General features: G+C 32.4%; 16 protein-coding genes, 2 tRNA genes and 1 pseudogene. 10 read left to right on the top strand and 9 right to left on the bottom strand.

Going from position 1 to position 25,175, the window contains the following annotated elements; all coding sequences use genetic code 11:
* The first annotated feature begins 30 nt into the window (after window positions 1-30).
* The 3 genes from BK054_RS10670 to BK054_RS10660 all read left to right on the top strand — a co-directional run bounded on the left by BK054_RS10670 (window position 31) and on the right by BK054_RS10660 (window position 3,617).
* Window positions 31-1,242, top strand: a complete 1,212-nt coding sequence (locus tag BK054_RS10670; RefSeq protein WP_006263112.1) for an RsmB/NOP family class I SAM-dependent RNA methyltransferase — start codon at window positions 31-33, stop codon at window positions 1,240-1,242.
* 76 nt (window positions 1,243-1,318) lie between these two features.
* Complete coding sequence (locus tag BK054_RS10665) at window positions 1,319-2,272, top strand: endonuclease I family protein (RefSeq protein WP_058699424.1); 954 nt, start codon at window positions 1,319-1,321, stop codon at window positions 2,270-2,272.
* Between the two features lie 310 nt (window positions 2,273-2,582).
* A complete protein-coding gene (locus BK054_RS10660) occupies window positions 2,583-3,617 on the top strand; it encodes an endonuclease I family protein (protein ID WP_058699423.1) in 1,035 nt (344 codons plus the stop codon).
* A gap of 265 nt (window positions 3,618-3,882) precedes the next feature.
* Here the strand turns inward: BK054_RS10660 and BK054_RS10655 are convergent, their stop codons facing one another.
* Window positions 3,883-4,533 carry a DedA family protein gene (locus BK054_RS10655; RefSeq protein ID WP_029988604.1) on the bottom strand — a complete coding sequence of 217 codons (651 nt, stop codon included), beginning with the start codon at window positions 4,531-4,533 and terminating at the stop codon, window positions 3,883-3,885.
* 366 nt (window positions 4,534-4,899) lie between these two features.
* On the opposite strand from BK054_RS10655, the gene BK054_RS10650 reads away from it, so the two are divergent.
* Both BK054_RS10650 and BK054_RS10645 read left to right on the top strand, forming a co-directional pair.
* A tRNA-Met gene (locus tag BK054_RS10650) sits at window positions 4,900-4,973 on the top strand.
* A gap of 125 nt (window positions 4,974-5,098) precedes the next feature.
* The gene (locus BK054_RS10645; protein WP_006260778.1) at window positions 5,099-6,091 is read left to right on the top strand and encodes an endonuclease I family protein; all 993 of its coding nucleotides are present in this window, start codon (window positions 5,099-5,101) and stop codon (window positions 6,089-6,091) included.
* A 45-nt stretch (window positions 6,092-6,136) separates the two neighbouring features.
* On the opposite strand, the gene BK054_RS10640 is transcribed toward BK054_RS10645, so the two are convergent.
* Window positions 6,137-6,808 carry a sterol desaturase family protein gene (locus BK054_RS10640; protein ID WP_006260777.1) on the bottom strand — a complete coding sequence of 224 codons (672 nt, stop codon included), beginning with the start codon at window positions 6,806-6,808 and terminating at the stop codon, window positions 6,137-6,139.
* 38 nt (window positions 6,809-6,846) lie between these two features.
* A complete protein-coding gene (locus tag BK054_RS10635; protein ID WP_058699422.1) occupies window positions 6,847-7,854 on the bottom strand; it encodes a 3-oxoacyl-ACP synthase III family protein in 1,008 nt (335 codons plus the stop codon).
* 61 nt (window positions 7,855-7,915) lie between these two features.
* Between BK054_RS10635 and BK054_RS10630 the strand changes: the two genes are divergently transcribed.
* Window positions 7,916-10,417 carry an alpha/beta hydrolase family protein gene (locus tag BK054_RS10630; RefSeq protein ID WP_081048725.1) on the top strand — a complete coding sequence of 834 codons (2,502 nt, stop codon included), beginning with the start codon at window positions 7,916-7,918 and terminating at the stop codon, window positions 10,415-10,417.
* An 85-nt stretch (window positions 10,418-10,502) separates the two neighbouring features.
* On the opposite strand, the gene BK054_RS10625 is transcribed toward BK054_RS10630, so the two are convergent.
* Together BK054_RS10625 and trxB are read right to left on the bottom strand one after the other, a co-directional pair.
* Window positions 10,503-11,465, bottom strand: a complete 963-nt coding sequence (locus tag BK054_RS10625; protein ID WP_025124638.1) for an ABC transporter ATP-binding protein — start codon at window positions 11,463-11,465, stop codon at window positions 10,503-10,505.
* 120 nt (window positions 11,466-11,585) lie between these two features.
* Window positions 11,586-12,527 (bottom strand): thioredoxin-disulfide reductase, encoded by a 942-nt coding sequence (gene trxB, locus BK054_RS10620; protein WP_006260773.1) that lies wholly within the window; start codon window positions 12,525-12,527, stop codon window positions 11,586-11,588.
* A 353-nt stretch (window positions 12,528-12,880) separates the two neighbouring features.
* On the opposite strand from trxB, the gene BK054_RS10615 reads away from it, so the two are divergent.
* The 3 genes from BK054_RS10615 (at window position 12,881) to BK054_RS10605 (ending at window position 14,896) form a co-directional block, all read left to right on the top strand.
* A tRNA-Pro gene (locus BK054_RS10615) sits at window positions 12,881-12,955 on the top strand.
* Between the two features lie 299 nt (window positions 12,956-13,254).
* Window positions 13,255-14,517 carry a site-specific integrase gene (locus tag BK054_RS10610; protein WP_006263106.1) on the top strand — a complete coding sequence of 421 codons (1,263 nt, stop codon included), beginning with the start codon at window positions 13,255-13,257 and terminating at the stop codon, window positions 14,515-14,517.
* A gap of 112 nt (window positions 14,518-14,629) precedes the next feature.
* Window positions 14,630-14,896 carry a helix-turn-helix domain-containing protein gene (locus BK054_RS10605; RefSeq protein ID WP_039329044.1) on the top strand — a complete coding sequence of 89 codons (267 nt, stop codon included), beginning with the start codon at window positions 14,630-14,632 and terminating at the stop codon, window positions 14,894-14,896.
* A gap of 139 nt (window positions 14,897-15,035) precedes the next feature.
* On the opposite strand, the gene BK054_RS10600 is transcribed toward BK054_RS10605, so the two are convergent.
* Window positions 15,036-15,554, bottom strand: coding sequence for a nucleotidyl transferase AbiEii/AbiGii toxin family protein (locus tag BK054_RS10600; protein ID WP_073145886.1), 519 nt, complete (start codon window positions 15,552-15,554; stop codon window positions 15,036-15,038).
* A gap of 96 nt (window positions 15,555-15,650) precedes the next feature.
* Between BK054_RS10600 and tnpC the strand changes: the two are divergent.
* A pseudogene (gene tnpC, locus BK054_RS10595) lies at window positions 15,651-16,982 on the top strand (IS66 family transposase); the annotation flags it as partial.
* A gap of 7 nt (window positions 16,983-16,989) precedes the next feature.
* Here the strand turns inward: tnpC and BK054_RS10590 are convergent.
* The 3 genes from BK054_RS10590 to BK054_RS10580 all read right to left on the bottom strand — a co-directional run bounded on the left by BK054_RS10590 (window position 16,990) and on the right by BK054_RS10580 (window position 25,175).
* Window positions 16,990-17,328 (bottom strand): transposase, encoded by a 339-nt coding sequence (locus BK054_RS10590; protein ID WP_006260765.1) that lies wholly within the window; start codon window positions 17,326-17,328, stop codon window positions 16,990-16,992.
* 367 nt (window positions 17,329-17,695) lie between these two features.
* Window positions 17,696-18,451: a hypothetical protein gene (locus BK054_RS10585; RefSeq protein WP_006260764.1), complete on the bottom strand. Its 756-nt coding sequence runs from the start codon at window positions 18,449-18,451 to the stop codon at window positions 17,696-17,698.
* Window positions 18,429-25,175 carry an RHS repeat-associated core domain-containing protein gene (locus tag BK054_RS10580; protein ID WP_071307252.1) on the bottom strand — a complete coding sequence of 2,249 codons (6,747 nt, stop codon included), beginning with the start codon at window positions 25,173-25,175 and terminating at the stop codon, window positions 18,429-18,431. The genes BK054_RS10585 and BK054_RS10580 overlap by 23 nt, the downstream gene beginning before the upstream one ends.

Below are 25,175 nucleotides of genomic sequence, written 5' to 3'. Positions count from 1 at the left end.
TTTGTGGGCTATTTTATATATAATATAATAATGAGATTACACAGAAACCTTGTATTTACAGTTATAGACTCTATTTTAGCTATATTCAACGATGGTGAGTATGCAGATAAAATGGTAGCTAGAGCCTTGAAAAAAGATAAACGCTGGGGAAGCGCTGATAGAAAATTCGTAGCTGAGACTATCTATGAAATCGTAAGATGGAGAAGACTATATGCTGAAATAGCAGAAGTAAAAGACCCTATAAACAGAGATGACGCTTGGAGAATATTCGCTGTTTGGGCTGTACTTAGAGGTTATACATTACCGGACTGGAAATACTTCGAAAACACACCTGCAAGACGTATTAAAGGTAGATTCGACGAATTAAACAAAACACGTAAATTCAGAGAGTCTATTCCTGACTGGATGGATGAGCTAGGTGTGAAAGAATTAGGTGAAGAAAAATGGACGAAAGAACTTGCTGCTCAGAATAAACAGGCTAGCGTGATTTTACGTGTGAATACTTTAAAAACAACTAGACAAAAATTATATGGTATTCTGATGGATCTAGATATAGAGACTATCCTACCAGAAGAATATCCTGATGCATTAATCCTTAAAGAAAGAGCGAATGTATTTATGACAGATGCTTTTAAAGAAGGATTGTTCGAAGTACAAGATGCTTCTTCACAGTTAGTAGCTAGATTGTTAGATGTAAAACCTGGAATGCGTGTAGTAGATACATGCGCAGGTGCGGGTGGTAAGACACTTCATTTGGCTTCTCTTATGGAGAATAAAGGGCAAATCATAGCAATGGATATCTATGAGAGCAAACAAAAGCAATTAAAAATCAGAGCGAAACGAAACGGAGCTTTTAATATCGAGTACAGAATCATAGAAGGTACTAAAACCATTAAAAAACTACATGACAAGGCTGATCGTCTATTAATCGATGCACCATGTAGTGGATTAGGAGTATTAAAAAGAAACCCTGATAGCAAGTGGAAGCTTAGACCTGAGTTCGTAGAAGAAATTAAGCAAGTACAAGAGCAAGTATTACAAGATTATTCTAAAATACTTAAAGCTGGTGGTAAGATGGTATATGCTACCTGCTCTATCCTTCCTTCTGAAAATGAACTACAGATAGAAAAGTTCTTAAAATCAGATGCTGGTAAAGATTTTAAACTGATCGAAGATCATAAAATTCTATCTAGTGAATCTGGTTTTGACGGATTCTACATGGCTTTATTAGAGAAAAAATAAACCTACCGATAACAAAAGCCTGTTTTACCTTAAAACAGGCTTTTTACTTATATACTCCTTTTGATATTTCTGACATATGAAAACCAACTTCCTTATAGCCTCAATATTTCTTTTAGTACTTACGCTAGGTGCATGTGATAAAAAGAGTAATACAAACTTTACTCCTATTTATTCCACGGGAGAAGCACCTACTTCTGATACAAAAGCCACTGAAACCAGTAAGGCTACTACCACTGGTATTTTCTCTATTCCTGCGTCTGAACAAGATTATTACCAAGGAGTAGATTTCACTAAAACAGGTCTAGCGCTAAAACAAGAGCTAACAGAGCTAAGCACTCGTAAACACGTAAGAGAATTAAGTTATAAAGAAATATGGGAAGCTACCAAAGCAACTGACCTAACGCCTGAAGGTAATGAAGTATATCTATTATATGGTCATAAAGGAGTACGCACAGGCACCACAGCTTATACCAGAGGTAAGCAGAGTAATGGTGGTGGTCAAGGACAATGGAACAGAGAACACACTTATGCTAAATCACTAGGCACACCTAATCTAAATGAAGCTGGTCCGGGGGCAGATGCACATCATCTAAGAGCTGCAGATGTCAAATGGAATAGTATTAGAGGAAATAAACCATTCGTACAAGGTAGTGGCACTTCTAAGCTAGTAGGAGATTATTGGTATCCTGGTGATGAGTGGAAAGGAGATGTGGCGCGTATGATGATGTATATGTATATCCGCTATGAAAATAGATGCATCCCGAAGTATACTCCTAAAGGAAATAATGGAAGAAACGCTGGTGTGGTAGTTGGTACTACTAATAAGATAGATCCAAATATGATTAATCTATTACTAGAATGGAATGCTGAAGATCCAGTCTCTGAAATCGAGAAATACAGAAATGAGTATCATGCTAACACAAAGAACAAATATGCTCAGGGAAACAGAAATCCCTTTATAGACAACCCTTATCTAGCTACTCAAATCTGGGGTGGTCCAGAAGCAAAAAACAACTGGACAAAAGAATAACTTTACAATTTTAGATATACTATAAGGACAATCTGACGGATTGTCCTTTTTTTTGGTCTTATCTCTCCCTTATCCCCTTAAAAAGGCCTCAGTAATTAATACTAAAAGACCTAAAAAACTAAAATTTCTCTCACTCTGTCAATAAATAACAGTATCATACCTCCTATTTTTGCGTATATACAAGAATATTCACAAACCCTCTATATCCACTAAACTTAGAGAATAGAATAAGTAACTTGCAAGCTAATAGAATAGCGCAATAATTATTCATTCTATTGTAAAAAACAGAATAATAAATCACTTACCAAACATGAAAAAAACATTACTTGTGTTAGCAGGATTAGCCGTCTTCGCTACTTCTTGTACGAAAGATCCTATTATTACCGAACCTACTGAGTCTACAGAAAAACCAGGTAACGGTGGAGAAGAAAAACCTGACGAAGGAGGAAATATCACTCCTAATTCTGGAGATTACATCATCCCTGCTCAATACCAACAGTATTACAGTAAGCTAGACTTCACTAAAGAAGGAACACAACTAAAACAACAGTTAGCAAAACTAGTAAAAGATACACATATCCCACAGAGCTATACACCTGGTATCTGGGAAGCTACAGAATTTACTGATCAAGATCCTAATAACACGGATAATGTTCTTCAGATTTATAGCTGGCCTGATAAAGATGCTAAGGGTGATATCACTAAAATGAGATCTGTCCCAAAAGAACATAAGAATAATGGTACTAATCCCTCAATGCCAGTTACTTCTAAATGGGAAAGAGAACACGTATTCGCTAAAGCATTAGCTGTAGATAAAGCTAAAAATCAAAAAGCCTTAACAACTACATATTCTGATGATAAACCAACTGCAATAGAAGATATCGCAGGACATGATGCACACCATTTACGTGCAATCAATAGATCTACGAACTCATCTAGAAGCAATAGAAAATTCGTAGATGGTAAAGGAAATTCAAAAACAGTAGGTAAAGAATACTATTTCCCTGGTGACGACTGGAAAGGTGATATAGCTCGTATGATGATGTATATGCATATCCGCTATGAAAACGAAAATAGAGGAGGATATACTAAAGCTACTAAAGTAGGAATGCCTATAGATGCTAAAGCTGGTGTATTAAGCGATGAAATGATTGACTTATTCTTAAAATGGAATGCAGAAGATCCTGTAGATGAAATAGAGAGAAGACGTAATGAATACCATGGTAACCCGAATAATCCAAACTATAAATATTCTCAAGGTAACCGTAACCCATTCATTGACAATCCTGAATTAGCTACTCGTATCTGGGGTGGTCCTAAGGCAGAAAACAATTGGAGTAAATAGCAAAAACCTATTATAAGTAAAAGCTAGAAGTCAGTACATGATTTCTAGCTTTTTTTATTATATCTAGCGTCTACTCTATCTCATTAACTTAGTATTATAAAGCAATTCAATTTCATTAGCTCTAAAGCTATAGTATACTTAAGTCTTAATATAGACTATCTCATATTGTTTTTTTTACATCACCTTCACATATTTTTTGGATAAAGACATAAAAAAACCAATGCTTATCACATTGGTTCTATCGTTTATTATTTAAATTAATATGCTATTCAATCGCTTTTTTGCTTTGTACTTTAGCCTTTATAAACTCATACACAATAGGTAATACAGACACTACGATAATCAGAAGTACAATTTTAGAGAAATTATCTTTTACAAGAGGTATATTACCCAAGAAGTACCCTGCTAGAGTAAGTCCTACTACCCATACTATTCCTCCTACTACATTGTAAGTCATAAATATTCCATACCTCATCTTTCCAATCCCTGCTACGAAAGGAGCTAACGTACGAACTATAGGGACAAATCGAGCAATAACGATGGTGCGCTCTCCATACTTCTCATAAAAAGACTGTGTCTTATCTAAGTGTTCTTGTTTCACTACTTGTTTACCGAACAATTTAAATTCTGTTAGACGCATTCCTACTTTTCGTCCAAGATAATAGTTTAAAGAATCTCCAGTAATGGCTGCTACTAGAAGAATCGCAATGGTTAATACTATATTCAGCTCATCTGACTGAGCCACTAACATTCCTGTCGCAAAGAGAAGTGAGTCTCCTGGTAAAAACGGCATGACCACTAAGCCCGTCTCAACAAAAATGATTAAAAATAAAATAACGTATAACCACGTTCCGTATTGCTCTATAAAGATGTGCAAATACTTATCAATGTGAAAAAGATAATCTAATAGTTCCATACCCTCAAAGATATATATCAAAACAATTTCTAAAAGAAATTTCACAAAATTATAACAATGTGTACCCTTTTGAGAAACTACACAAAAACATAGTCCTATACTTTATTTAAAATCCAAAAAATAGTGCAAGAAACTTCATCTATCCTTATTCTACTGTCTAAAAAAGGTGTTTTATAATAGAAAACAGATTAGAATAAAAATATTTCAAAAAAAATAAAAAAATATTTACTCAGTAAACTTTTCATTCTAAATAGGTTAAACTAATCGTGTCATTTATTTTAAAAATAACTCGTAAAAACAGTTTGGAGAACCCATAAATACTACTATATTTGCACTCGCAATACGGAAGTAATGCAGACCAAAAATGGCGAGGTAGCTCAGTCGGTTAGAGCGCAGGATTCATAACCCTGAGGTCACGGGTTCAACTCCCGTCTTCGCTACAGGTAAAAGGACATCTTTATAAAGATGTCCTTTTTTTATTTGGTTTATTTTGGACACTTTCCGTCATTATCACTTTTTAATTAAGTAATTTTGCTTTAACAGAAACAATAAAACATAATTACCAATGATTAAAAGATTTAGTATAGTACTATGTCTTGCCATATTATCTTTCTCTTGTTCAAAAGAAGATAATGCTATAATAGACAAACCTATTCCTGAAGATCCAAATCCTCCTATCACAGACAACAATCTCTATGATTCGAATAACTATATTCCAGTAACAAAGGAAGAAATAGCTTACTATAGAGATATTGATCTAAATTTAAGAGGGTTAAAATTAAAAGAATCTTTAAACAAACTCGTTACTAAGACTCATCGACACTTAAAGTACACTCCTGATGTATGGAACGCTTCAAAAATAACTGATGAAGATCCTGATAACCCAAACAATGTTTTATTAATATATGGTTGGCCTCATGGAGAAAGTAATAAAGATGTACATTCACGATCTTTAGATAAAGAACGCAGAAATACAAGTGGAACAAGTAATCCTAATTTGAGAGATAAACTATGGGAACGTGAACACGTATATGCAAAGTCACTCGCTAATCCAAAACTAGTTACAGATAAATATCCTGGATATACAGAAATAGGTTTAATCGCAGGAACAGATGTCCACAACCTTCGTCCTATTAATGGTGAGTGGAATAATACTAGAGGTAATCTAAAATTTGTAGATGGTAAAGGTAATTCTGGAAAAAGAGGAAACTACTGGTTTCCTGGTGAAGAGTGGAAAGGTGATGTAGCTAGAATGATGATGTATATGTTCGTACGATATGAACAGCAATGTCATCCAGGAGCTATTGGAGAAGGATCTATCCTATTCTTTAATAAAGGTGAAAGAGATGGCATGATTGACTTATTCTTAAAATGGAATGAAGAAGATCCTGTGTCTGAAATAGAAATAAAACGTAATGACTATCACGGTAACCCAAATAATCAATATTCTCAAGGAAATAGAAATCCTTTTATTGACAACCCTTATTTAGCAAATCTAATCTGGGGAAATGATAATGGTAAACTTAAATTATCAGAAAACAAATGGGCTAAAAAATAATACTTTTTACAAAAAAAAACGACTATCAGATTGATAGTCGTTTTTTTATTTATTTTTCTTTTCAAACATAAGTTCTTTTACCTTCTCTTTATCTTCTTTCTCCTTATCTAAATCGAACATTGTTCCGAATACTCGATCCCAAAAAGTATTACTTACACCGAAGCCCATTTCTTCATCTTTATAGTGATGCAAATGATGGTTACGCCATAGTGGCTTCATAAACTTAAAGGGTGGTGCAAATGCATGAATAGCATAGTGCATCGATGCATATAATAAATACCCTATTATAAAACCAGGATAAAAACCAAATGTATATCTACCCATAATCAAATAATGTAATCCAAAAAGTACAGAGGCTAATATAATACTAGGTACAGGAGGCATAAATAATCGCTGTCTATCTCGAGGATAATGGTGATGATTGCCATGCATAATATAAGCAAACCTTTGCGCATTCGGTTTATCACTTATTAAATGGAAAATATAGCGGTGTGCTAGATATTCAAAAAAAGTCCAGAATACCATTCCTCCAAAGAATAGAAGAATAAGATTCTGGACTGATAAATTATAATCTGCATATCCTAGATATACTATATATGATAATACAGGTATATACATCCCCCAAATAACTGCAGGATGCCCCTTAGTAAGCATTTCTAAATAAGGATTCTTAAATAATCTAGCCTGACCCTTATTGTGTATTTTATCAAATTTCATAACTACATTAACTTAATTAAAGCTAATATAATTATTTTTTACCACTTAATAATAACACTTCCCCAAGTAAATCCACTTCCAAAAGCTGCTAATACAACTAAATCACCTTCTTTAATCTTACCCGCTTCCCAAGCTTCTGTTAAAGCTATTGGCACAGAAGCAGCGGTTGTGTTTCCGTATTTTTGGATATTATTAAATACTTGGTCATCTGATAAACCAAACTTCTGTTGAATAAATTGAGAGATTCTTAAGTTAGCTTGATGCGGGATTAGCATATTAATATCTGATACTTGTAGACCATTTGCTTCTAATCCTTCATTAATCACCTCACTAAAACGAACTACTGCATTTTTAAACACAAACTGTCCATTCATATGCGGAGTGTAACTAACATCGTCTGGATCATTATCTTTTAAGATATCTGTTACCCATCTACCTCCCATACCTGGTGCTAACAAAGCTAATTCTTCTGCATGCTCTCCTTGTGAGTGGATATGTGTAGATAATAAACCTTGTTCATCATTCTCAGAGCGAGTCAATACTGCTGCTCCAGCTCCATCACCAAAAATAACAGACACACCTCTACCTCTAGTGGTCATATCTAAACCTGTAGAGTGTACTTCTGACCCTACGACAAGTACATTTTTATACATCCCTGTTTTAATATACTGATCTGCTATAGACAAAGCATAGATAAAACCTGAACACTGCGCACGAATATCTAATGCTGCAACAGTATTTAATCCTAATTCACGTTGTAACATTACCCCTGGTCCTGGGAAATAATAATCAGGGCTTAAAGTAGCAAATACGACAAAGTCAATATCCTCAGCCTCTACTCCTGCTCTTTCCATCGCTATACGAGCAGCCTTTACTCCCATTCCAGAAGTTGTATCTTCTTCTAATGCTTTGTGTCTTCTTTCATGTATACCTGTTCTCTCTACAATCCATTCATGGTTAGTGTCCATTATCTTTGCCAGGTCGTCATTGGTCACTACATTCTCAGGAACGTAATATCCTAATCCGCTTATTTTTGATCTAAACATTTTTAAAAAAATTGGTTTACGAGCTACAAAAATACACTAATAACTAAAAACTTAAACATTTTTGCCACAAAAAGGCTATACACTAACAGAACACTCAATAATTTCATTTATATTAGCCAACCTAACGTTAAAACTAACCATAATGAGAATCATCAAAACAACCTTATTATCCCTATTTTTGATTAGTTCTATGTACGCACAAGAAAATGTTACATATCAAAAGCCATCTCAAGAAATTCTAGAATTAGCTGACTTCGAAAGAGCACCTGCTATATCTATGGACAACAAAATGGAATATATGCTTCTAAGCTATAGGAGTACATATAAAACATTAATGGATTTGAATGTAAATGAAATGAGACTTGCTGGTTTACGTATCGATGTAAACACTAATATTTCAAGCACAGTAACTTATATTACTAACCTAAAAGTTAGAAAAATAAAAGATACTCAAGAAATACAAGTAAAAGGATTACCAGCTAATCCTAGAATTACTAATATTACTTGGTCTCCTGATCAATCAAAATTAGCATTCACTAACACTGCTGAAAACGGTGTGGAACTTTGGATCTTAGACGTAAAAACTGCTCAAGCAACTAAACTTACTGAGGCAAATTTAAATGCAAACATCGGTAACCCTATTACTTGGTTTAAGGATAGCCAATCTTTATTGATTAACCAAATCCCTGCTAATAGACCTGCATTAATCGATACTTCTAAAAACCTACCAACAGGCCCTATCGTATCTGTAAGTGAAGGTGTTGTTTCTCAAAACAGAACATACCAAGATTTATTAAAGAATAAAACTGACGAGGCTAACTTCGAAACTTTAGTTACGTCTGAATTATATAAAATAGACCTAAAAGGAAATAAAACACTTTTCAAAAAAGGAGATTTATTTGTTGGTTCTAGTTTCTCTCCTGATGGAGAATATTTAATGGTAACTACATTACAAAAACCATTCTCTTACTTAGTATCACTAAACCGTTTTCCTATGAAAACTGTAGTTTATGACAAAGCGGGTAACTTAGTAAAAGAAGTAAATGATATTCCTTTAAATGAAATTATGCCTAAAGGTTTTATGGCTACACGTGAAGGAAAAAGAAGTATGGGATGGAGAGCTGATAAAGCTGCTACTATTTATTATGTAGAAGCTCTAGATGGTGGTGATCCTGCTAAAGATGTACCTTTCAGAGACGAAGTATTCACTTGGGATGCTCCATTTACTGATGCTCCTAAATCTATTGTTAAGCTATCTCAACGTTATGGTGGTATCACTTGGGGTGATGACAACTTAGCTTTAGTAGGTGATCAATGGTATGATACTAGAAACACTAGAACGTTCATTATCGATCCATCTAAATTTAATGATGCTCCTGTAAAAATAGAAGACAGAAATTCACAAGACGTATACAGTGATCCAGGTACATTCGAGTTAAAAAGAAATGAATTTGACCGTTATGTACTAGCTAAAGAAAACAATAAGCTATTCTTAATAGGAAAAGGTTATACAGCTAAAGGACAATTCCCTTTCATCGATGAGTTCGATTTAAAAACATTAAAAACAAAAAGATTGTACCAGTCTAATTACACAGATAAAAAAGAGACTATTCAATCTATAGAAGATGTAAAGAAAGGACTAGTATTAGTGTCTATTCAATCAGCTACTGAATATCCTAACTACTACTTCAGAAATATCAACAAGAAGAATGACTTAAAAGCGATCACTTCATTTAAAAACCCTTTTAGTTCTTTAAACGGAGTACACAAAGAGGTGATTAAATATAAGAGAGAAGATGGTTTAGAATTATCTGGTACTTTATACTTACCTGCAGGATATGATATTAAAGCTAAGAAGGAGAAATTACCTCTATTAATCTGGGCTTACCCTGCTGAGTACAAAGACAAAAATAGTGCTGCACAAGTAACACATAACCCTAATGAGTTTACATTCCCTTCTTATGGATCATTTATCTACTGGGTTACGAAAGGATACGCGGTATTAGATGATGCTGCATTCCCTATCGTAGGAGAAGGTAAAGAAGAGCCAAATGATACTTATGTAGAACAATTAGTAGCAAATGGTAAAGCAGCTATTGATGCTGTAGATGCATTAGGATATATCGATAGAAAGAGAGTAGCTGTAGGAGGACACTCTTATGGAGCATTTATGACTGCTAACTTACTTACACATTCAGACTTATTTGCAGCTGGTATTGCACGTAGTGGAGCTTACAACAGAACATTAACTCCATTTGGTTTCCAAACAGAACAAAGAAACTATTGGGAAGTTCCTGAAGTATACAATACAATGTCTCCATTCATGAATGCTAGTAAAATGAAAACTCCAATGTTATTAGTACACGGTGAAGCAGATAATAACCCTGGAACATTTACATTACAAACAGAGCGTTACTTCCAAGCTTTAAAAGGACTAGGAGCACCTGTAAGAATGGTTATCCTTCCTAAAGAAAGTCATGGATATGCTGCTAAAGAAAACATCTTCCACCTATTATGGGAACAAGATCAATTCTTAGAGAAAAATGTAAAAAACAAAAAATAATATATTTAAAAGCTCAGCAAATTGCTGAGCTTTTTTCTTATATCCACTACAAAAAACGCCACTTAATTAAAGTGGCGTTTTTTTATTATTGAAATTTCTTTAATGCTAGTTTAATCTTAGTTCCTTTTTCGATATCAAAAGGATGGTCAAAGAATACTACCCTATCCTCATTAAAGAAAGTTTTTATCATATAACCGTCTCCTTTAAAATAAGAATCAAGTACCTCTACTTCTATTTGTCCTTTTTGTTTTGAAAGCATTAATTGGTGAGGATATATTAGCAATAATTCATCCTCTTCAAAAGAAGTTGTAAAATCCGAGATATACAATTCATTTACCTCTCCGAATAAAGATGCAACATACTTATTCAATGGGAACTCATATACATCCTTCGTTTCTCCCATATCCACTAACTCACCATCTTTTAATACAATAGTCTCGTCAGCAAAACTCAATGCATCTATACTATCATGAGTAGCCACTATACACGTAATTCCTTTTTCTTTTAAATAAGCAAATAGATTACGTCTAAGCAGACTTCTTCTCGAATAATCAATATGACTAAATGGTTCATCTAATAGTAGAATCTCTGGCTCTAATGCAAGTACACGAGCTATAGCAACACGTTGTTGTTGTCCACCACTTAAGTGTTTTACTTTTACATCTGCATAGTCATCTAAATCTACTAATGTCAAAAGCTCTTTTATACGGTGCTCTTTCTCTTCCATATAAAAGTTAGAAAGATACTTCCCTATATTTTCTTTTACAGAAGTAAAAGGCATTAAATCGAAATCTTGAGCTAGGTATCTCATTTCATCTATTCCAGGAACCAAATGATATGCAGGCCCTAAAACTTGCTTGTTATTCCAGTGAATCTCTCCTTGATCTAGATCTTGTAAACCATAAATCAATTTTAATAAAGTACTCTTGCCACATCCACTTTCTCCCAACAGAGCAACATGCTGTCCTTTTTCGACAACCAAGCTAAGGTTATTAATAACTGTTTTTTCTTCTAAGTAACTAAATGATATATTTTTAAGTAAAAGCATTTCTATTTTTTATGAAAAACAAATATAATAATATCCCTTTAAGCACTATATAATATTAACTTTTAATAATAAAAAAGGGAACCACTATTGGGTTCCCTTATATACTGTAATCAATACAAATTACTTAGCAGCTAAATAACGCTCAGCATCTAATGCTGCAATACATCCAGAACCTGCAGCTGTAATAGCTTGTCTGTAATCTTTATCTTGTACATCTCCACAAGCAAAAACTCCTTCAACATTCGTTTTACTAGTCTTTCCTTGAGTGATTAAATATCCTGTCTCATCCATCTCTAGTTCTTCTTTAAAGATATCTGTATTAGGCTTATGACCAATAGCCACGAAGAAACCTGTAGCTTCAATATCTTTCTCTTCACCAGTGATATTATTTTTCACACGAACACCTGTTACTACATTACCATCTCCTAATACATCTACTGTAGACGTATTCATTAGGATTTCGATGTTTTCAGTATTACGTACACGTTCCTCCATAATACGAGATGAACGGAACTTATCACTACGCACTAGCATAGTAACTTTTTTACATAATTTAGATAAGTAATGAGCTTCCTCACAAGCTGAATCTCCAGCTCCTACGATTACTACTTCTTGGTTTCTATAAAAGAACCCATCACAAACTGCACATGCAGATACTCCTCCTCCTAATGATAAGTAATGTTGCTCTGATGGTAATCCTAAATACATTGCTGTCGCACCAGTAGAGATAATAACAGTATCAGCATGAATCTCAGTCGTTTCATTTACCCATACTTTCTTTACATCTCCTTTTAGTTCAGCCTTCGTTACCCATCCATCACGGATATCAGCACCGAAGCGTTGTGCTTGTGCCTGTAATTGCATCATCATTTCAGGTCCTGTAACTCCTTCTGGATATCCAGGGAAGTTCTCTACTTCATTTGTTGTTGTTAATTGTCCTCCTGGTTGTAGACCTTGATAAAGCACAGGTGCCATATTCGCACGTGCAGCATAAATAGCAGCTGTATAACCAGCAGGTCCTGATCCGATAATTAAGCACTTTACTCTTTCTATAGTTGGCATATTTCTTCCTTTTATTTGTTTCTAAACAAAAATACTTTTTTAAACCATATCTCTACATAAAAAATGATTTAAAATATTAATACTTAAATACAGATAATCTATTCTCTTCAAAATATTATACCTATCAAAACATATTATATCACCTAAAGTATCTTTTTCTTCCTTTACACATTACATAATTCTTAATCTTACAAAACATATAGTGATTTTAATACATTTTAAAAATACTTATCACACATTAAAACAACCACTTACACAAAACAACCCAAAAAAACATTTATTTTTCACACCTAAACCTTGCAGATACAAAATAATGTTCTATATTTGCACTCGAAATGACAAAATAAGTCTAGCGGGGTGTAGCGTAGCCCGGTCATCGCGCCTGCTTTGGGAGCAGGAGGTCGCAGGTTCGAATCCTGCCACCCCGACTTTTTCGGCATCAGAATGTGCCTAAATCCGTAAGTATCAATTACTTACGGATTTTTTTATTTTTAAATATATCATAATAATCCATTGTAAATCAATCTAAATGTGAGCTATTAGGTGAGCTATTTTTAAAAGGTAAATTAGCTCACCGAATCGAGTTTAACTAATTGTATTTCAACAAATTAAATACAATTTATTTTAGTTTAATTCAGTGCTTTTTGGTCTTGTTTGAGTACTATTCGGGTGAGTAGTTTTTTAAAACCATATCAAAACAGTTCGGTTAACATTAAAATAGATTGATATGAAAACAAAAAACACATTTGGAATACACTTCATTATACGTGTTTCTAATTCAAACAAAACAGTTCCATCCCTTATATACGCAAGGATAACGGTAAATGGACAACGAACAGAAATTTCTTTAAAACTAAAAATATCCCCTACTTCTTGGGATAACATTAAAGGAAAAGCAAAAGGAAAAAGTGAGGACACGGTTCGAATCAATGCACATATCGAGCGAGTACGTTCTCTCATTACAGATGCCTATCATCAATTAGTCCAACAAAAAAGAGTTGTCTCAATTGGAGCTGTTAAAAACATCTTTCTTGGACATGATGATACTGAATCATCACTTTTAAAGCTTATAGACTATCACAGAGAGATTGCTACAAGCAAATTAGCTTATGGTACACTAAAGAACTACTTCTCTACGGAAAAGTACCTTAAAAGCTATTTGCGTAAAGTACACAATCGAACTGACATCTATTTAAGCGAGATTAACTACAAATTTATTTTTGACTTTGAAAACTTCCTAAGAAACTGCAAACCTATTCACAAGCATCAACCATTAAATAACAATGGTATTATGAAACACATTGAAAGGTTTAAAAAGTTAATCAACTTAGCTATCACCATGGAATGGATGGAGAAAGATCCTTTTACCAAATATAAACTTCAATTTGAGAAGACAGAAAGAGGGCATCTAACCAAATCTGAACTTGAAATCCTTGTAAACAAGAATTTTGCTATTGAAAGATTACAAGCTGTTCTTGATATGTTTTTGTTTAGTTGTTATACTGGTTTAGCTTATATAGACATCTTTCACTTAGCACCACAAAATATAGCTAAAGGAAGCGATGGAAAAGATTGGATTATATCAAGTAGAGAGAAAACTAAAATACCTGTAAGGGTTCCTCTATTACCTGAAGCTTTAGAACTAATTGAAAAATACAAAGACCATCCTGTGGCTTTTGCCAAAGGCAAACTGTTCCCAGTTATTAGTAACCAACGAATGAATGGTTACTTAAAAGAGATTGCTATTATCTGTGATATAGATAAGAACTTATCTTTTCACTTAGCCAGACATACTTTTGCCACAACCATTACACTAAACAATGGCGTACCTATTGAATCTGTAAGTAAGATGCTTGGGCATACGGCTATTAAAACAACTCAAATTTATGCGAAGGTATTAGAACATAAACTGGGTGAAGATATGGACAATCTAAGAGAAAGAAGACGTATTCAGGAAAATCACAAGTACAACTTTGAAGAGTCAAATTAAACCTCCCAAAGACAACAGAACTAAACCAGTACATACAAATTGTTATTTAGGGTTAGAACTAAGCTTATAACGGCTTAAAACAAATCAAAACTAACCCTAAATACTATTAATTATGAAAGTAGATTTTATTACAAAAGAAGACCTTGAGATTTTTAAACAAGAGATTATTACTGAGATAAGAAGGTATAGCCCTTTTAATAGAAAGAAAGACCAAGAGATAAAACAATGGATTAAAAGCTATGAAGTAAGAAAACTTCTTGGTATTTCTCCTGGTACCTTACAAAATATGAGAATAAATGGTACCATACCATTTAAGAAGATAGGTGGATTGATGTTTTATAGGTACGAAGATATTTTAAAGATGATGGAGAGTGAATAAAATAAAAGCCCCCCAACTATCGTGTGGTAGTTGGGGTGTTTTATAAGATAGAAAGGGATTTATCGATTTCCATATATCTTATAAATAACGATTTTAAGTCCTTTGTATTATTGTGAGACAACATAAAAAAGTTGAGCTTTTAAATTTTATTAAATTTATTTTCGATCTCCTTTAAACGATTAAGTAAATCATTCCAGCTTAAACTATTTCCAATGATCATATGCTCTTGCATCGTTTTATAGTCTTCTGCCCATCTTTCAAATACTACCTCTGGAGGTAAAATACTCAATTTACCTTTCTTATGATTTGAGTAATCTATCCCTCTTAAAGGCTTTACTTTTTGTCGTTGCTCAACAATATTAGTAAACAAATCATCATCAACTATTGCTTGTTCACCAAATTCCGAATCCATAATTTTGTCTATGTCATAAAAATGCCTAGTCAATCGATCAGTTCTAATATTTTCAATAGGCTTTGAGAATTCTTCGTGCAATAACAATACTTTCTCAATTATAGTACGAGTGGGAACAACAACTTCTACATTAAATGTAGGCATAGTGAGGCAGAAAGTTAAAGAGCTTTGGTGGTCAAGGGTTACAAAGAATGTAGTATTCCTGAAATTTACATTTAAAAAAAATGTTAGCGTAGAATTGTAAATAGTAGAATAGTGTAGACATAAAAAAACCGGTAGCTTAGGCTATCGGTTTTCAAGTATATTAAAGAGGGATATACCCTACTCCGTATGTTTTATAAATTACCTTTAGATGTTGAACAAGCAGTCTTAGAGGAACAAGAAGAAGTAATCAAACAAGAGATTACCTACTCTCGTGAGAAAAAGAAACATCCAGGACGAGCTAAACTACCAGATCATTTACCCGTAGAAGAAATAGAAATACATCCTGAGGGAGATTTATCTGATATGATTTGCATTGGTAAAGAAACTACAGATGTGTTAGATTATGTTCCAGGTTACTTTAAAATCAAGCGTTACATCCGATATAAATACGCTACTAAAGGTAAAGACAACACTCAAATTAGTATTGGTGAGCTTCCAGAGCGAATTATAGATAAAGGAATCCCTTCAGAGGGGTTATTATCCACAATACTTGTAGATAAATATGTTGACCACCTTCCTCTTTATAGACAAAAGCAACGCTTTTCCAGAGAAAACATCGATATAGCTTCTTCTACAATAGATGGTTGGGCGGCTCAAAGCATGGATGCTTTAAAGCCACTATACCAAAAGCTGGTGATGGACATCAAAAACGAAGGTTATCTCCAAGTTGATGAAACCACCATCAAAGTCTTAGATGAGAAAAAGAAAGACAAAACTCATCTTGGCTACTATTGGGTGTATCACGCACCTATATCCAAGCTTGTAATGTTTAATTACAGTCCTACTCGTAGCGGTAGTGCTGCACTGCCTATATTAAAAAACTTCAAAGGATATCTGCAAACTGATGGATTTAGCGGCTACCAAGCCTATGGAAATAAGTCAGATGTTACACATCTTGCTTGTTGGGCACATGCTCGACGTGAATTTGAAAAAGCTTTAGATAACGATAGAAAAAGGGCGCAGCATGTACTAGTAGAAATACAGAGGTTATATGCTATAGAGAGAAAAGCTAAAGAACAAAACTTAGCTCCTGACCAAATCAAAGAACTTCGTCTAGATGAAAGTTTACCAATCATCAACAAGCTTGGTAAATATATGATTGCTCAGATGAATCTCACCTTACCTCAAAGTAGAATAGGTAAAGCTTTTGCGTACTCTCAAAAAAGATGGAGTAATCTAAGTGATTACTTACACAATGGAAACTTGCAGATAGACAATAATCTTGTTGAAAATGTAATCAGACCTGTAGCAATTGGTCGTAAAAACTATCTCTTTGCCGGTTCTCATGATGCAGCATAAAGAGCAGCTATGGCCTATACGTTTTTTGCTAACTGCAAAAAGCATGACATTAATCCATATAAATGGCTAAAGTATGTTCTTGAAAATATTCAATCCATCAACCACAAAAATATCGCTGACTTATATCCTCATAATTACAAGAAACTTATCCTGGATAATGTAGAAGAATAATTAGATCTCACAAGATGTACTTGCTCGGGTGCATACGTTTGGGTAACACCTTAGGTTCAAAGGTTCCATTGCGATCGCGATTAGACTCTAATTCAATAGAACCTGACTGCATACTTCGAACAGTTTTGGTGGTCTCGCCGTTGCGACGATTTGGAATCCCTTTAGCCTTTTCTTCTTCCAAATGATTCTCTAGTTCACTTTCTAACATAGTCTCAAGGAAATGTTTTAAAAGGGGACCAAAAACACCATCTGGACCTCCCATTTTCTTTCCTTGATAAATATCAGCCATTGCTTGTTCTTTAAAACTCTCGAAATCAAATACTTCTTTTTTTTGTTCTCTGCTCATTTTACTAATGTACATATTTTATTATACAATTTTTTTAATGACACAGTTTACGGGACACCCTCAAAGAATAATAATTAAAAAAGCACTTACTTAGTCCAAACTAAATAAGCGCTTTTTTTATTCTAATCAGTTATTACCTTAATCTCATATTCATAGTCTGAGGCCGAGCGCGAGCGTAAAATAAGTCTTGTTTTTAAGTCTTTTATAACTCCTCTTATTCTATTTATTGAAGAATTTTTTCTTACAAATAATTCTACTCGAATTGTACAACATTCATATTGTTTAAAATTCTTAAAATATAAATTTAGGTTTTCTAAATACTATCTTCAATTAAATTAGTTTTTAAAATTAGACTCTGTATCTAAAATTATTTGTATTTTTCCTTAAGAACTGCATCATAATCACCATCTAATAATTCCTTACTTCTTTCCCATTTAATAGGTACTATATTACTTTTAATTTCCCCTATATAAAGTTTATATGTAAGCCCTTCCCAATTTAAATCATTATAATAACTCTCTAATTGTTTTCCTTTTACCATCATTTTTAAATTATTAACATCATCCTCAATTACCTTATAAGTATATTGTAAATATTCTAGAGAAGAAATATTATTTAAAGTATGAATATCACATATATGAAAATAATTTTTCACAAACTGAACAGGAACGGTCAATCTAGCATAAGCTTTGGGTGCTAAAAAAACAAAGTCAATATTGACTGAATTTATTTCATCCTTTAATATTGCATTGCTAATATTTGTCTGTTTTGTAAAACAGTGAATCAACTCCATAGTAACCATCTCACATGATTGCAAATTCTTATCTAAAAAATTTTCTTTAATTGAAAATTTCCCCATCGTAAGTGTTTTCTCTCCGTGTTTAAGAAAACTATTGTTCCAAATAAATCGATCTATAGATGTATCTATTGGAAAGTAATACGCTGTATCACTATTATTATAAAACTCAACTGTGATTAAGCTATTATTAGTAATAGTATCTTTTAATATACTTAACTCTATAGCTCCTTCATTTTTTTTTTGTGAGTATCCCGTAAAAATAGTAAACACAGTGATTACTAAAATAAACATTTTATTCATTTTAAAAACTCCAATTATTATCATCAAACTGTTTTTTAAAATTTAAATAAGTGGTATTATAATTTATAATACCTCCCCATATTTGCTCCAATTCATAAGCTTTTACTTCAGTAATAACTAATGAAGCCTCTTTTCCATAAGCATTAAACCACTTTTGTCTGGCTCCTGATACAATATCTATTACATGACTAAATTCATGTAATATAGTTAAAGCGGTCTGTCTATATGTATTAAAAATCGTTGTATTTATTTTAATTGTCCCATTATAAGTATACACTCCATTTTCACTTATCAAACTACCTTGTACTTGTCCATCTAAAGCCTGTCCACCCTTTGTTACTAAGTTTTCAGTAATAACTAATTCTGGCCCATTAGCTGCTTCATAGTATTCAGGTAACACTTTTTTCGCAAATTCATTAACTAATTTAGAGCTTTTATCTCTAAATAAATCATAAGCTGGATCATCTGGGTTATACCCTTTCTCTTTTAATCTACTGTCTATTTTAGAAATTTCTATTTGTTCTGTTATTAAATGAGCTACATGATTCAACCCACTAGTAATTAATCCCTGTTGCATTCCTTTCCAAAAATCCCCTCCTGCTATAGAAGAAGATATTCCTCCTGATACCCCACCTGCAACCAACATGGTAGCTTTTAACTGTTGTTTATTTAATTTAATATTACTAGTAGGCTTTCCAAGTTTCTCTACTCCACTTGATATTAATGAACTAACAATTCCACTTGCTAAACCTGTAATAAACTTCCCTCCTTGTATCTCACTCATCGCACCACTAGTTACTCCATGAAGCCCAGCTTGTACAATTGAATTAGTAACTAAACTTCCTATTCCAAACGATATAGCTCCACTAATACCTCCCATTACACCAGCTTTTCCTGCTCCATAAAAGAAAGGTACTTTATTAACAGAATTCATAATTCCATTCATCACGATTCCGACACCAATACCAATTAAAATTGGAATAATCTCTCCACTTGGATCTGTATAAAGTAAAGGATTATTTAATACATACCCATATCTATTATAACTTTGAGTATTAGTATTATCCTGTACAAAATTATCAGGAGACATAAACCTTCTTAATTGAGGATCATATATTCTCCCATTCATATGAATCAGTCCTACTGTATATAAATGTTCATGACCTGTATATCCTCTATCTAATAATAGGCTAGTAGCCCAACCAAATTGATTTATCTTTACATCTGTTCCACCTATCTTAGCACCTTTTAAATTACCCCATGCGTCAAAAAACCTTTGCTCAACAATATTACCATTAATATCACTAATACCTATGATAGATTGTAAATTGTCTCTATGAAGGTAATAATTTTTGGGACTTGCATCTATTACTCCAGATTTTACTTCATCAATCTGAATATAATTTGCACTATAAGCATCTCCTGTTATATAAGAAACAATTTGCGTCTTATCCTTTGAAATTATAATCTCTATTGCTTTATCAGATGAATAATACTTCTGAATAGGTTGTTTATCTTTTGATTCTAAACTACCATAATAACTAGCAAACCTACCTTTTAAAATAGAAAAATCATATTCAATTTTAGTTTTCTTATCTAAAATCAATTCATATGGAGATTTAAAGGCATTGTATTTCACATTAACAAATCCTCTTTCCTGTAACATTTTACTTCCTTTTTCGTTGAAGTTTATGTTTTCAAGACGGTAATCTGTATCATTATAATTATACTTCCCTACCTCAGTATTTGAAGTAACTCTGCCTCTAAAATCATATGTATATTCATTGATTACAGATCCATTTGTTGTTTCTTTTAATAAACGGTCTAAATCATCATAAGTAAATTGTTCATTCTTTCCAAATAATTTTGAATTTCTTTGACTTAAAGTTCCTCTTTTAGCGTCGTAATTATAATCTATATCAACAATAATCTTACTTTGATATTTCTGCTTTATACTAGTTAAATAATCATTAACATCATACTGATTATCAATAACAAACCCATTACCTAAAGTCAATTTTTTACTTGCTCCAAATGCAGTTTGTTCGTTTAATCTCCAAATAGCTTTATCATTAGTAATATCCCTTTGCTCTACTAACAATCCTCCACTGTTCTTATCATAGATATTTTTAATAGTAGAACTTGCAATCCCACTTACACCTAATACATTAGTTGCTATTTTGGTTTGAGAAACCCTACCTTCTTTGTCATATACAAACGATTTTGTGTAAGTAAACTTAGGAGTTGTCTCAACTATACTTTCTATGTTATAGAACTGATTTTGATTATAATTAGTTTTATAACTAAATTTTGCACCATTATAATTTCCCTTTATCTCTGTAGGTAATTGAGTTGCTTTATCATAAACATATTCTATATCAATATTTGTTTTTTCATCACTACCACCATCTGTTTTTTCTTTTTTAAGATTACCTACTTCATCATACTCATATATAGTTTTACCACCTCTTGGTGTAGTTGTTTGAACTAGTCTACTTAAATTATCATACTTATATGTATAAGTCCCTGCTGAAGGGTCAATTAATTTTGTCTTGTTTCCCCATCCATCAATTTCAATCTTAGTAAAAATCCCTTCGTAATTTGATTGCTTTAAACTTCCATTTGCATAATACAAATTTTCAATAACACCTCCTTGGTCTTGAGTTTTTAAAACAAGACCTTGTGCATCTACCCACTTAGCTATTTTTTTATGTCCATCTTGAACAGTTACTTTGTTCTTTTCATACTCAGTTTTAATGGACTTTCCTCTATAATCAACAACTTCTATTGGCCTATTTAATCTATCATACAACGTATAATTCCATTTTACAGTTTCTCCTTGATAATAAGGTTGGCTTTCTCTAACTACATTACCATAAACATCGTACTCAGTACTTGTAAATACCCACTTCCCATTTAATGATTTAGTTTTAGTGCCTAAAACCCTATCTAAAACATCATAATATGTAAATGTTTGACTTCCTGTGTTACTACTTACTTCAATACTATATTTACTTCCTTGAACTAAATCTTTAGTAGATTTTGAAGTTATTATTTTATTTTTTAAATAATCAATAACCGTATTAGCATTTCCCCAGCTATCATAAATATACTTAGTCTCCCTACCAAGAGCATCTTTCTGAGTTAATACTCTACCTATAATATCATAAGTAGCACTTGTTTTTAATGCATTAGGAGCAACTGTAGAGATAACAAATCTTTTAGTCCCATCGTAAGTAAAACTTGTAACTAATGGAGAGATATTATCCGAATAAGTCTTCTCTGAAGCAATCCCGCCAAAAGGCATATAAGTATATTCTGTTGTTAAAGCTGATATTGCATCATTACCAAACTTTTTACTAACTAATACTCCTCCTTGAGCAGAATAAGTATTTTCTTCTCTACTAGTAAAAACATCACTACCTCTTGTTGAAGTCTTTTTAATTGATTTAAACTTACCATAGAAGAACCCCCCTTCATTACCAAATTTAAATTCTGGTGTATAAGTGTACTCTTCTGTTATTTTACCTGTTAATTTATATCCTTGCCCATTATCATTAGGTGAGTAATATTCTGTATCAGATTTTGTTAGAAGAATATCTACTGATGTATCAAATGTAAAGTTTTTAATACTTTTAAATCCATTAAGATAATCTACAAATTCTTCTTTTGTTGTCTCAATGAAGTATCTATTCTTTGTTTTATCAAAACGTTTATTAGTATATAAAGTCTTTTGTAAAAAGTTACTTTCATCTAAACTTCCATATGTTGACGAGACTAAAGCATTATCCATTAAAGGATCTTTCATCTCAACAGTCCAAAAGACTCCTCTATACATATCTTTTAGTAAATGTGTCCCTTTATCTGTTTGAACACTCTCATAGATATCACTTGTAATTGTTTTTTGAAATCCCATAAATCCTTTCCCTTGTAAGTGCTGAATGGCATTATGATATCTATATTCTTTAGTTAATGTCTTACCATCAAATTTGGTATTTACCTTATGAACCAAATAATACATTCCGTTTGCCTTATGTACATAATAAGGAAAAGGCAAGTTTAAATCACTATAAGTGTAAATCTTTTCTTGAACTGTATTGTAATCTTCTGAAAGTGGTCTATATTCAATAACTTGTTTAGCTCCACTATTATTATCAATCTCTGATATTTGAGTTTCTAAAAAATTATCTTGGCTAAAAATATATTTTGTTTCTAATTTGGTAACAGGATCATTTATTACCAAACCTGTTTTATACTTATTCAAATCATTATAATCTGAGCGACTATATACAAAAGAGAACAGAGAAATTTTGGTATTATATAACGAAACTGTTGTCTCTCCCCATAAATTCACATCTCCTTTTAAAGGTTGAGCTTTTACTGAAAAATCTTGATTTGAATCGTTTTTTACCTGAAAAACACGAATTCCGTCAAAAAGAGATGTCCCTTCAGAATCTTTTAATTTAGCATTTAATAAATTCTTACTTTTTAAATCATATTCGATAGCTCCCATTTTCTGGAACGAAACAATATCAGTAATTCCATCACCATCAACATCCATAGCCATAATATTAGACGCCCCATATTCAGTATAAGAATATTTGTCCATTTTCCCTGACCAAACTTTATCCCAAGTATTATACCTACGAAGTACATTTTTTTGAGACGGGTTTATATAAACTAATCTTTGCTTTGTAAAATCTTTATCTTTAACAATAAAGTTATTTCCCGTTGAAGTATAAGAATACCATAAATGCTGATGGTCTCTAATACCATTAAAAACCTTATTAACGCCATCACTCTCAACGTCATAAACCCTTTTCGGATAGATAATATCGGTTAATCCATCACCATTAAAATCACCAAAAACTAAAGGTGTTTTTTCTGTATATCCTTTAAACTCCTTTATAGGGGTATTTAATACATTTAGAGATTTATTTTCAATATCTAATTTAGCAATACTAAACTTCCCACTGTTATTCACAAATAAAAATTCAGGAAGTCCATCTCCATCAAACTCTATAGTAAAAACCTTAGTTCCTAAGTCTTTAACTAAGTCTCCTGATACTTTTAAATTTGTTAATTGAATTGTTTGATTATTTCTCTGCTGTTTTCCAATTTCACAAAAATAGACTCCAAAAGAAGCATAGTAATTATTTGGTTGAAATATTAAAAGATCAACTAGTCCATCATTATTAAAATCACCAAAAAGATAACGTCGATTTTCTTTATCTGGAACTAAATCTTGATTATGTGGATATATGGGTATCTCATCTCTATCCATATATTCATCATCTCTAATCTTAGGTCTATCATCTACATAAATCACTCCTTCTTTAGCCTTTTTAGCTAAAGTTGTTAATTCAAATTTTATTGTCTTTTGATCACTATCAACACCGCTTTGATTACTTAAATCTTTAAAGTACAGAGTAAATCTATCTTTACCATAATTAGTATCAGCATAATCAATTCCCATTTGGATAAGAAGATCTCCTTTAGACACTACACTTTGCGTTTTACCATTTAGTGTTCTATTTACTAAAGCCTTTCCATTAAAAAGAAGTCTACTTTTTGTATAAGATGAAGAGCTACCTTTATCATTAGAAGCCCATAATGTTACTTTTTCTTTATCTTCTGTTGCTTCATTTTCAATAGATTCATATATTGGATAAAGTTGTCCATTTCCTGAGAAATCACCAATAGACACAGAACCTATTTTGAATGTTGTTTTGGGAGTGCCAATATTTTTGGATTCTATATGAGTAACTATAGTATTCTCAGAAGAATTATATTTAAATTTTAGTGGATTTAATTTCTCTTTTTTATCATTTTCTATATCAACCTGAATAAGTCTTTCTTTTGTATCTTGATGTATATAATCATAACTCAATTTATAAAGCCTATACAGTTGTAAAGATGAACCATTCTTGTACTCAATTTTAATATTATCAACAACTTTAGAACTAGTTACTTTTTGCCCACGATAATACTTACTTAACTGAACTTTGGTATTTTTATAATTTACAGACACAAAGAAAGGAGCATCTGTCTTATTTGTGCCTCCATAAGAAATCTTAGTTAAATAAATCTTATTTGATTCAACTAAATAATCGTAATACACTCTATTATTATAAGAATCACTTATTTGAGTTATCATATAGCTACCAGCTACTAGCTCTGTATACCAAGCAATTTTCCCATTAGGATACCTTACAATAAACTCTTTGTTATTCGCTAATTTTTCTATCTTAATTTTAGAAAAAAGTTGAGTAGTATAGTTTTTATTATCATCACTAAGAAGTCTTTGCCCATCTAAATAATATGGATCTTTTCCATCAAACTGTACTCCTCTTACAACGCCATCTACTTCTTCACTTTTTCCACCTACATTAATTGAAGATAGTCCAAGTAAACTCCATCCTATACCTGCAATTCCATCAGAGCTTTGACTATTATATGTTAGCCCAAGATTTGGTGAAAAATTATTAACTCCTTTTATAACATCAATTGCAATAGTATAGTTTAAACCTCCTTGACCATTTACGCTTAATTCTCCTAAAACAGAAGGTAAAGTATCTGTTGGTGAACTAGTCACTGCAGCACTAAATGCCATTGCCATTGGGCTTTTTGTTTGATTTTCTTTGTAACCTGAAGTATCCATTTGTAAAGGGATACTTTGAGTTTGTGCTTTAATTGTGATGCTGAATATAGAAAACAGCAACAGTATAATATAAGTATTCTTTAACAT

Origin of the sequence: Myroides sp. ZB35 (assembly GCF_001865835.1) — a bacterium.
Classification (GTDB): Bacteria; Bacteroidota; Bacteroidia; order Flavobacteriales; family Flavobacteriaceae; genus Flavobacterium; species Flavobacterium odoratimimum.
Note: the sequence above shows the minus strand (reverse complement) of the source record. Positions and strands in the feature narration are given on the sequence as shown.